The sequence below is a fragment of the Deferrisoma palaeochoriense genome (assembly GCF_054656955.1).
Genome location: NZ_BAAHXI010000010.1, coordinates 63,298 through 72,495 on the forward strand (window position 1 = coordinate 63,298; position 9,198 = coordinate 72,495).

General features: G+C 65.6%; 9 protein-coding genes and 1 pseudogene. 8 read left to right on the top strand and 2 right to left on the bottom strand.

The genetic code is table 11. From position 1 onward, the window contains the following. Window positions 1–140: 140 nt before the first annotated feature. The 8 genes and pseudogenes from ACYQ8L_RS04650 to ACYQ8L_RS04685 all read left to right on the top strand — a co-directional run bounded on the left by ACYQ8L_RS04650 (window position 141) and on the right by ACYQ8L_RS04685 (window position 6,857). Window positions 141–641: a hypothetical protein gene (locus ACYQ8L_RS04650; protein WP_459940606.1), complete on the top strand. Its 501-nt coding sequence runs from the start codon at window positions 141–143 to the stop codon at window positions 639–641. Window positions 642–1,170: 529 nt separating this feature from the next. After that, window positions 1,171–1,620: a nucleotidyltransferase family protein gene (locus ACYQ8L_RS04655; protein ID WP_459940607.1), complete on the top strand. Its 450-nt coding sequence runs from the start codon at window positions 1,171–1,173 to the stop codon at window positions 1,618–1,620. Continuing rightward, on the top strand, window positions 1,617–2,057 hold the full coding sequence (hepT, locus tag ACYQ8L_RS04660; RefSeq protein WP_459940608.1) for a type VII toxin-antitoxin system HepT family RNase toxin: 441 nt from the start codon (window positions 1,617–1,619) through the stop codon (window positions 2,055–2,057). Before ACYQ8L_RS04655 ends, hepT begins: the two co-directional genes overlap by 4 nt. 246 nt (window positions 2,058–2,303) lie before the next feature. Beyond that, a pseudogene (locus ACYQ8L_RS04665) lies at window positions 2,304–2,689 on the top strand (GxxExxY protein). Window positions 2,690–3,060: 371 nt separating this feature from the next. Continuing rightward, window positions 3,061–3,342 (top strand): hypothetical protein, encoded by a 282-nt coding sequence (locus ACYQ8L_RS04670; RefSeq protein ID WP_459940609.1) that lies wholly within the window; start codon window positions 3,061–3,063, stop codon window positions 3,340–3,342. A 309-nt stretch (window positions 3,343–3,651) separates the two neighbouring features. Then, window positions 3,652–4,215 carry a Uma2 family endonuclease gene (locus tag ACYQ8L_RS04675; protein ID WP_459940610.1) on the top strand — a complete coding sequence of 188 codons (564 nt, stop codon included), beginning with the start codon at window positions 3,652–3,654 and terminating at the stop codon, window positions 4,213–4,215. Window positions 4,216–4,473: 258 nt separating this feature from the next. After that, on the top strand, window positions 4,474–5,709 hold the full coding sequence (locus tag ACYQ8L_RS04680) for an ABC transporter permease (RefSeq protein WP_459940611.1): 1,236 nt from the start codon (window positions 4,474–4,476) through the stop codon (window positions 5,707–5,709). Between the two features lie 254 nt (window positions 5,710–5,963). Next, window positions 5,964–6,857, top strand: a complete 894-nt coding sequence (locus tag ACYQ8L_RS04685) for a PEP-CTERM sorting domain-containing protein (RefSeq protein WP_459940612.1) — start codon at window positions 5,964–5,966, stop codon at window positions 6,855–6,857. A gap of 116 nt (window positions 6,858–6,973) precedes the next feature. Here the strand turns inward: ACYQ8L_RS04685 and ACYQ8L_RS04690 are convergent, their stop codons facing one another. Next, window positions 6,974–8,185: a glycosyltransferase gene (locus ACYQ8L_RS04690; protein ID WP_459940613.1), complete on the bottom strand. Its 1,212-nt coding sequence runs from the start codon at window positions 8,183–8,185 to the stop codon at window positions 6,974–6,976. Then, window positions 8,182–8,850 carry an acyltransferase gene (locus tag ACYQ8L_RS04695; protein ID WP_459940614.1) on the bottom strand — a complete coding sequence of 223 codons (669 nt, stop codon included), beginning with the start codon at window positions 8,848–8,850 and terminating at the stop codon, window positions 8,182–8,184. The genes ACYQ8L_RS04690 and ACYQ8L_RS04695 overlap by 4 nt, the downstream gene beginning before the upstream one ends. Window positions 8,851–9,198 lie beyond the last annotated feature (348 nt).

Consider the following 9,198-nt stretch of genomic DNA (forward strand, 5'->3'; position numbering starts at 1 on the left):
TCAAGGAATCCGTGGCGTTCGTTGCGTGCGTCGCGTGACACGAAAAGAAGTTCCGAGACCCACCCATGTTGACACCCTTACCGCCCCCCATCAGAATGCCTGTTGCGTCCTCGGAACCCTGATGGGGCTGGAGGTGTTCCATGAACCGTGCGGTCGGCGCCGTGGTCGCCGTGTTCCTCGCGCTGGGAGCCTCGTCCCAGACGTACGCGGCGGAGCAACGGGAGGTCCCCTTTACCCTCGCCGATCGGGACCGGCTCGTGCGGATCGAAACCGCGCTTCTGGAATTCAAGGACAGCGTGGACAAGCGATTCGAGCAGGTGGACAAGCGCTTCGAGCAGATGGACAAGCGCTTTGAGCAGGTGGACAAACGATTTGAGCAGATAGACAAGCGATTCGACGAGGTCAACGCCCGGATCGAGCAGATGATGAATTTCATCTGGATCCTGGCCTCGGTGTTCGGCGGGCTCGTTGCGGTGACCATCGGATTCGCAATTTGGGACCGGCGAACGGCGATGGACCCGCCGTTGCGAAAGATCCGTGAGGTGGAGGAACGGGAAGAGCGCTTGGAACGTGCCCTGCGGCTCTTGGCCGAGCGGGATCCCAAGATCCGGGAAACCTTTCGGGAAGCGGGGCTGCTCTGAGGATCCGTCGGTCGTTTGACCGTACGGACGTTAGGACGCGTGGACGTGCGGACGGGCAAAACTTCCGCCGGTCGTAAGTCGCGGGTCGTTGGTCGTTTGACCGTGCGAACGCTCGACCGTGCGAACGTTGGGACGCGTGGACGTCGGGACGTAACGTCCCAATGGCGCGCCAAGCGCGCAAACCATTCACGACTCCCGATTCACGGCCTTTTGCCGTTGCGTTCGTGGCGGTCGTGGCGTGAGACAGGGACTTGCCGTCGGTTGGCCCTGGCGTGAACTTCGGGCCTCACGCAACGCCCGCAACGCTCGCAACGAAACCCCAAGAAATCCGTGGCGTTCGTTGCGTGCGTGGCGTGAGACAAGAAGTTGCCGTTGCTCTGCCGCCGCGGGAGCCGGTAGCCGGCCCCCGCGCCTTTCTGTTTGGGCCTCGGCCCGGTAGAATACCGGCGTCGGGCTGCCCCCCCCTCACACTCCGTCGGGATCTCAGGGAACCCGACAAGCGGTTTCTCGCGCACCTGGACGAGCTTCCATGCCCGCCGTTTCACGAACGAACCCGTCTCGCCAAGATGCCCTGGCACAAATCTGCCGCGGGCACGGGGTCCGGAGCCTCTACCTGTTCGGCAGCCGGACCCGGGAGGCCACGCAGTGGCTGCGGGGAGAACGACCAGCCCTGGGTTCCGGCGGGTCAGACCTGGACGTGGCCGTGCTCCCCGATCCCGCCCGGCGCTGGGACATCCAGACGAAGGTCCGGTTCGCGGCGCGGCTCGAGGACTTTTTCGGGGTCGGCCGGGTGGACCTGGGGCTCCTCCCCGAGATGGACCCCTTCGTCGCGGTGGAGGCGATCGACGGCGAGAGGGTGTACGCCCAAGACCCCGACCTCGCCGACGAGTACGAACTCTACCTCCTGCGCCGGGCCGGCGACCTGATCCCGTTCGAGCGCCGCAGGATCAATGTGCTCTTGGGAAGGGAGGAGCCGTGACAAAGGGCGAGGTATCGGAACGGGTGGTTGCGGAACGGGCGCGTTGGGTCCGCGAGATGTTGGCCAACCTCAGGGCTTTGCCGCTGGAGACCGAGGAACGGTTCTTTTCCGACCCCCGAAACCTCTGGGCTGCGGAATCCTGCCTCCGCCGGGCTGTCGAAGCGCTGTTGGACCTGGGGCGCCACCTCCTGGCGAAGGGGTTCGGGCTCGCCGCCGCGGAGTACAAGGAGATAGCGGTACGCCTGGGCCAGGTGGGAGTCCTCACCAAACCCGAGGCCGACCTCATGAGGGACATGGCCGGGTACCGAAACCGCATGGTCCACTTCTACCACGAGGTAACCCCGGAAGAACTGTACTCTCTGGCCCGGCACCGGCTCGGGGAGATCGAGGCCCTTCTGGACGCCATGCTGGCCTGGTACCGAGAGCAAACGGGCTAAACCCCACGGCTGGGCCTCACGCAACGCTCGCCAAGCTCGCCACGAAAGCCCAAGAAATCCTTGGCGTTCGTGGCGGCCGTGGCGTGAGACAAGAAGATCCGTCGGTTCGCCCCGGCGTGAACTTCGGGCCCCTCGCAACGCTCGCCAAGCTGGCCACGAAAACCCAAGAAATTCGTCGCGTTCGTTGCGTGCGTGGCGTGAGACCCGCTCGCCTAGACCGGTCCGGGTCGGGAGGGGGTGCTTCCAATGCCGATCGAAAACGGGATTGCGAAGGCGATCCTGGACGGAGCATTTCAGGTCCACCGGCTTCTCGGGCCCGGGTTGCTCGAGTCCGTGTACGAACTGGCTCTGGCGCACGAACTCCGGAAACGTGGGCTTCGGGTCGACCGGCAGGTCTCCATCCCGTCGAGTACGACGGTCTTACCTTCGAAGAAGGGTTCAGGGCGGATCTGTTGGTTGAGGACCGGGTCATCGTGGAACTGAAGTCGGTCGAAACCGTACAACCCGTCCACAAGAAACAGCTCCTGACCTACCTGAGACTGAGCGGCCGCCGCCTCGGACTCCTGATCAACTTCGGGGAGGCACTACTGAAAGACGGCATCACCCGGGTGGTGAACGATTTGGAGGCGTAGGGGAACTTCGGGCCTCTCGCAACGCCCGCCAAGCTCGCCACGGGGTAGGGGCCGTTGGTCGTTTGACCGTGCGGACGCTGGGACGCGTGGACGTGCGGACGGGCAAACTGCCGCCGCTTGCGAGGAGGCCGGCACCCAACGGCGAACAACGAATAACCGAACGTGGCGTTCGTTGCGATCGTGGCGTGAGACAAGAAGTTCCCGTTGGTTGGCCCTGGCGTGAACTTCGGAGCTCACGCACGCTCGCAACGAAAACCCAAGAAATCCTTGGCGTTCGTGGCGGTCGTGGCGTGAGACCTCGGTTTTCGCGTTGACGCCCGGGGGAGAATCCGGAATGCTTGCCGGGCACCCTTTCTCCCGGAGGGACTACCATGGAGAAGGAACACTTGGAGATCCTGCTGGAGGACATCCGGAGCAAGTTCGACCTCGTCCTCGAGGGGCACGCCGCGCTGGACCAGAAGATGGACCGGCGGTTCGCGGAACTCGAGCAGAAGATCGACAAGAACACGTTTCTGATCCAGGCGCTCGCAAAGCGAGTGGATGAGGTCGAGGCCCGCCTTGAGGCCAAGATCGACGCGGTGGCCGCCGATCTTGCGGCCCACCGGGCCGACACCGAGGCCCATCACGGGGTGTACCGGGTGAAAGAACCCTGACTCACGCCACGCCCGCAAAGCTCGCCACGAGCTAGGGGCCGGTGGTCGTCTAACCGTGCGGACGCTGGGACGCGTGGACGTGCGGACGGGCCAACTGCCGCCGGTCGTGTGACGCGGGTCGTCTGTCGGGCCGACTGCCGCCGGTCGCCGGGGCCGGCGCCCAACGACGAACGACCTCCGACCTGCGACTCACGTCTCACCGTCCCCCCTTCCCGACACCCTCCCAAACTCCACGCCGCCGTTGACGATTTCGCAGTCCGTTGGTACGTTCCCGTCAGGTGCACCGAACGTTGGACGGAGGGCCCCACCATGATCGCGGAACCTGCCCGCCGCCGCTTCAGCGTGGACGAGTTTCACCGGATGGCCCGGGCCGGCATATTCGGCGAGGACGATCGGGTGGAACTCCTGGAGGGGGAGGTGGTCGAGATGACGCCCATCGGAAGCCGGCATGCGGGGTGCGTGAGACGTCTCGTCCACGTCTTGGCCGGGAGTGCGGGTGACCGTTTCCTCCTAAGCGTCCAGGACCCCCTCCAACTTGGTCCCCGAACCGAGGTCCAGCCCGACCTCGCGATCCTTCGGCCGCGGGACGACTTCTACGCCTCCGCCCACCCCCAGGCGAAAGACGCTCTGCTCGTCATCGAGGTGGCCGACACCTCGGCCGAAACCGACCGCACCGTGAAGGTGCCCTTGTACGCCAAGGCCGGCGTACCCGAGGTTTGGCTCGTGGACCTGCCCGACGACCGGGTTGAGGTCTACCGTCACCCCGAGGGCGGCACCTACGCCGAGACCCGAACCGTTCGCCCGGGGGACCCCGCCCTCCCCGTCCCGGGCACCGACCTCCGCCTGGACCCGGCCGACCTCCTCGGCCGATAGCCCGGAGGAACCCCGACCCCCCGCCAAACACCGGGCGGCCGGTCGCGAGGGGCCGGCGCCCAACGACGAACGACCTCCGACCTGCGACTCACGTCTCACCGTCCTACCGTTCGCGTGTCCGAACGGCGCGCGAAGCGCGCGAACCGTTCACGATTTACGATTCACGATTTACGGAAGTGTTGCCGATCCGTTCCCCGTGCGCCACAATGCCCGGCGTCCCACGCGAACCCGTGCCCGAACCAGGGGGAAACGCGGCCCATGACGCTTCTGAAGATCGCCTTCCGCAACGTCCTCAAAAACCGCCGCCGCAGCCTCATCACCGTGCTCGCCATCGCGTTCGGGTACATGGCGGTGGTGGTGTTCCGGGGCTACACGGAGAATTCGTACCGGAAGATCGCGCTGGGCGCCATCTTCGTGGAAGCCCCGGGCCACGTCGTGGTGTTCAAAGAGGGATTCGAAGAGGCACCCCGCAGGACGCCCGAGGAGTACTTGTTCTCGCCTGCGGAGCTCGACCGGGTGCTCCACTACGTCCGCTCCTTGCCCGAGGTCGTCTGGGCCGGGCCCAAGCTCGAGGTTTCGGGACTTGTCACCAACGGCGACATCAGCACCATTTTCCTCGCCGACGCGATCGACGGATCGGACGAACTCGAACTCTGGAGCCATTTCCCCGGTCTCGACGGCTACGAGCCCAAGATTCTGCCCGCCAAGGAACCCCGCGCCGCCTACCTCGCGCCGAAACTCGCCCGCCTCCTCGAGGTCTCGCCGGGAGATGGGGTGGTGGTCATGGGTACCACCCTCTTCGGACAGATGAACGCCCTGGACCTCATCATGCGGGGGCACATCCCCACGCTCTCGGACGCCGTCGAGGACAAGTACCTGAAGATGTCCCTACGGGCCGCGAGGGACCTTTTGGACTTCGACGGGGCCAGCCGGGTCGGCGTTCTGCTTCGCGACGGCTCCCACGCCGACCGGGTACGGCGCACCATTGAACGGGAGTTGCGTTTGCAGGGCCTTGCGGTCACCTGCCGGACCTGGGACGAACTTTCGGACTACTACCGCAAGGTCAAAGCGTACCTCGACGTGGTGTTCCTCTTCTTGTTCTCGATCGTGCTCCTCATCGTGGTCATGGGGGTTGTCAACACCATGTCCATGGCGGTGTTCGAGCGGGTCCGCGAGGTGGGCACCCTGCGGGCGATCGGGCTCAAGCCCCGCGCCGCCCTGCAGTTGTTCGCCCTCGAGGGACTCGTGCTTGGGGCGGCCGGCAGCCTCGGCGGGGCGGCGCTGTCGTTGGCCGCGCACCTTGCGCTTCGCACTGGCATTCTCTCTTACACCCCGCCCGGGGTAGCGGGCACCGTGCGAGTCGAGGCCGACCTTAGCCCCGAAACGCTTCTCGTGTCCGCCGTGTTCTTCGCCTTGCTGGCCCTCGGCTCGTCGGTGTGGCCCGCCCGCCGCGCGGCCCGCATCCCGGTCGTAGACGCCCTGGGCCACGTGTGAGGGCCTGCCCCCCTCGCGGCGATAAAGCGGAAACCGGTTACCCCCCTTCCGCTTCCCAGAAGTGGAAAAATTCTTCCCACGCTCGTGTCCCCCTGTCATTCCCGGCCTGCGTTTTCGCCCGTTTGTCCTTAGCCGGCGCCCTCCAAACACTTGGCACACACGTTGCATCTCCCCCTGACACAGTTGGCGGACAACCGGGCGCTCCCACCGGACGGGAGTGGCCCACGTTTACCCCACACGAAGGAGGGAGAGACATGAGACAGTGGAAGGCAACATTGGTCGGGGCGGCAGGTGCCGCCATCCTCGCGATCGGGGGCGCGGGCACGGCGTTGGCTGTCCCGGCACTGCCGGCCGGCGACATCATCCTGGAGTTTTCGAGCTGGGAGGAACTTATAAAGGCTCAGGGGAACACCCTCCCCCTTTCGCCTCAACCTGGCGACCAGGTCCGGGGGGTTTTCTACCTTGACAGCTTCCTCAAGGCCGGGACCAACGAAGAGGTTTGGAGTCCCTCATCGTTCCCAGGGCAAGAGATCACCGGCGTTTTCGAAGGACTCATCGTTGGCAGCACGAGCCCTGACCCCTTCTCGAACAACGTCTTTGAGACCGTGTTTACCTTCAGCAGTGCTACCGTTAAGATCTACTTTGACGACGACCTTTCGGACGACGGAGGGCTTCTCGCCAACCTGAACACGGGAAACCGGGCAAACGCATTCGCGGCCGCGTCCGACGGGACCCCGCTCCTGAAACTCGATTGGGGCGATCTCCGCGCAACGACCAACCAGGGGGGCACGTTAGCCGGTACCGGCGTCACCGTGGACGACACTACGACGAACCAGGGCATGCTAACGCTCCAAGACGACCCGATGTGGCTGTGGAACAACACGAATCTGTGGGACATGGAGCGCTACGAGTTTCCCTTCGCTTCGGGCAACTTCTATCCCTTCCAGTTTACCTCCGACATCTATGTGCCGGGACAGCCGGACTTCGACAGCAACGTGGCGAGCGGGAACCCCTCCGGGTGGAGCTTTTACGACTCGGACGACATGCGTGCGAGCGTAGTGCCGGAACCCGGCACCATGGTGCTCTTGGGCAGCGGGTTACTCGGCATGGCCGGCGCGGCCCGCCGGCGGAAGAAGAACTGCGGCTAATCCAGCGCGCGCTTTCGTAAACAACACCCCCGGCGGGTCCCGCCCGCCGGGGGTGTTTGTGTTCTTGCTTCACCGGACAGCCTCACACGTGAGCCGCCGCCCCTTCTCCCGCCCCCTCATCCCCCAAGGACCCGCGTATCTTCCCGCGACAGGAGCTCATACGCCACGCCGCGCCACACGATGCGCCTCGTGGTGAGCGAGTACAACGAGTTCGCGAGGATCAGCAACCCCGCCACCGGGGCCCAGCCGATCAACCGCCACCTGGCCTTCCGGATGCTCGGCCAGACGTCCGGAACCAGGCGCGCGATAGCCGGAAGGGCCTGGGCCACGCCGGCCGACTGGAGGATCCAAGGCGAAAGAAGGAGCGCCGCCGTGAGGCCCAGGCCGGGTGCCCCATGCCAGACCGCGCCGACCGCCGCCCCCAGTCCGGCGACGCCGCAGGCCACGTTCAGACTGTAGGTGAGAAACACGGCCCACCAGAACGCCGGGCTGTAGACCCGGCTGATCACGGTCTGCCGGTTGGTCCACTCCCAGGTTTCCGCGAGCGTGCTCCCCTCGTGGGACACCACGGTGCAGGGCGGAACGTACCGCACCTCCAGCCCCAGCGATTTGACCGACTCGGTGATCGCAAACGTGTCACTCACGGCCCGGTCCATCCGTCGCCGGACCCCTCCGCGCTCGAACACGCTCCGCCGGATCGCGTTTGCCCCGCCCCACGCAAAGTTCGTCCTGGTGTTGACCAGCATGGGATAGGCGCCAGCGGCCCACAGGGTTCGCAGCGCGGAACCCGCCGTGAACCGCGGCGGCTGATACCATCGGATCCCTGTGGTCGCGCCGACGGCCGGGTCGGCAAGCGGTTCCACGAGGTGGCGCAAGAACTCGGCGCGCGGGCGAATGTCGGAGTCCACAAAGGCGAACACCTGGGTCTCCGGGCGCGCCGCCTCCACCGCCGCCAAGAGGTTGGTGAGTTTCTGGGCACGCCGGTCGGACACCCCGGCCTCCACGAACCGGATCGGGGGGCCCCAAGTGCGGGTCCCCGCCAGTCGCTCCAACGCCGCCCACGCCGGGTCGTCCCGCGTGGCAAGGGTGAAAATGACCTCGTAGTCGGGGTAGTTCTGGGAGAGCAGGGCCTCGACATTCTGCTCGAATCCCGGGTCGACGCCCTTGCAGGGCAGGATCAGGGTAACCGGGGGGAGGCTCTCGTCGGCCACGCGCTGGTCCGGCCGCCCGAACCAACCCTCGACGTAGCCCCGAAACCGGGAAACCCACCCCAGAGAAACCAGCCCCGACGAAAAGGCCACCACCCCAACCACATCGAGCCAGTTCACGGAGCACCTCCACCCTCGGCAACGCGGCCGATAAACCTGGCCGGCACCCCCCCCCACACCTCCCCCGGTGGGATCCGGGTGCCGATCGGCACCACCGCCCCCGCCGCGATCACACTGCCCCGGCCGACCACCACCCCCGGCATCACCACGGCCCGGACGCCGACCGTCACCCCGTCCTCCAACACGATTCGGCGCAGTACGTTTTTTCCCGCATGAACCACGTGCCCCGTTACCAATGCCCCATCCCCGATCAACACCCCATCCCCAGCCCGCACAAGGTCGGCGTTGAGGATTTTTCCCATCACAACGAGCCCCCTGCCGGCCTTCAACCCAAGAATCGAGAGCAGCCATGGGGCGATGGGGATCAAGGGTCGGCACAATCCCACCGCGAGAGTGTCAGAGGTGATACGGAGATACTGGAGTATCGCCTCCCGCCCGGAGTCGTCCAGAGGAAATTCCCCCTCCTTCCGCGCAACCACCGAACTGACACCACGTGCATACGCTGCCCCGAAAACACACGCCAAACAATACGTCGCACACAACCCGAGGGGAATCGAGGCAAATCCCAGCCCTTTACTCGCGGAGAAGATCACCTGTCCCCCGAATAGAGCGAGCGCGGTTACCGCGGTCCAAGCGATCGTGTTTAAGGTGTAGACGATAGCCATGCTTGCTCCCGTCCGGCAGTTACACGAAGTTCCCCCCTTCCCTCCCCCCATGGTTGGGTGTGGCCAGCCCAGCGGGAGAGGTGAACAGGGGAGGGGGCGTTGACAGGTTCTAAAGTTTTCCCCCGACTCCCACTATGAACAGGGGAGGGGGCGTTGACAGGTTCTAAAGTTTTCCCCCGACTCCCACTACGCCGCATCCTAGCCCGCTGCGTTCGGACGCGCTACCCACCCCGCGCCAGCAACGGGCTCCGCCCACACGGATCGGCCAATCGGCCGGAGGCCTTGAACCGCTTTCCCTCTGCCGGAATTCGCGCGCCAGCCCACGGACGGAAACCCGTCCGCATGTCC

Excerpts from the sequence above, each read along its gene's own strand:
- ACYQ8L_RS04650 (WP_459940606.1), top strand. The coding sequence starts at position 141 with ATGAACCGTGCGGTCGGCGCCGTGGTCGCCGTGTTCCTCGCGCTGGGA.
- ACYQ8L_RS04655 (WP_459940607.1), top strand. The coding sequence starts at position 1,171 with ATGCCCGCCGTTTCACGAACGAACCCGTCTCGCCAAGATGCCCTGGCA.
- ACYQ8L_RS04670 (WP_459940609.1), top strand. The coding sequence starts at position 3,061 with ATGGAGAAGGAACACTTGGAGATCCTGCTGGAGGACATCCGGAGCAAG.
- ACYQ8L_RS04675 (WP_459940610.1), top strand. The coding sequence starts at position 3,652 with ATGATCGCGGAACCTGCCCGCCGCCGCTTCAGCGTGGACGAGTTTCAC.
- ACYQ8L_RS04680 (WP_459940611.1), top strand. The coding sequence starts at position 4,474 with ATGACGCTTCTGAAGATCGCCTTCCGCAACGTCCTCAAAAACCGCCGC.
- ACYQ8L_RS04685 (WP_459940612.1), top strand. The coding sequence starts at position 5,964 with ATGAGACAGTGGAAGGCAACATTGGTCGGGGCGGCAGGTGCCGCCATC.
- ACYQ8L_RS04695 (WP_459940614.1), bottom strand. The coding sequence starts at position 8,850 with ATGGCTATCGTCTACACCTTAAACACGATCGCTTGGACCGCGGTAACC.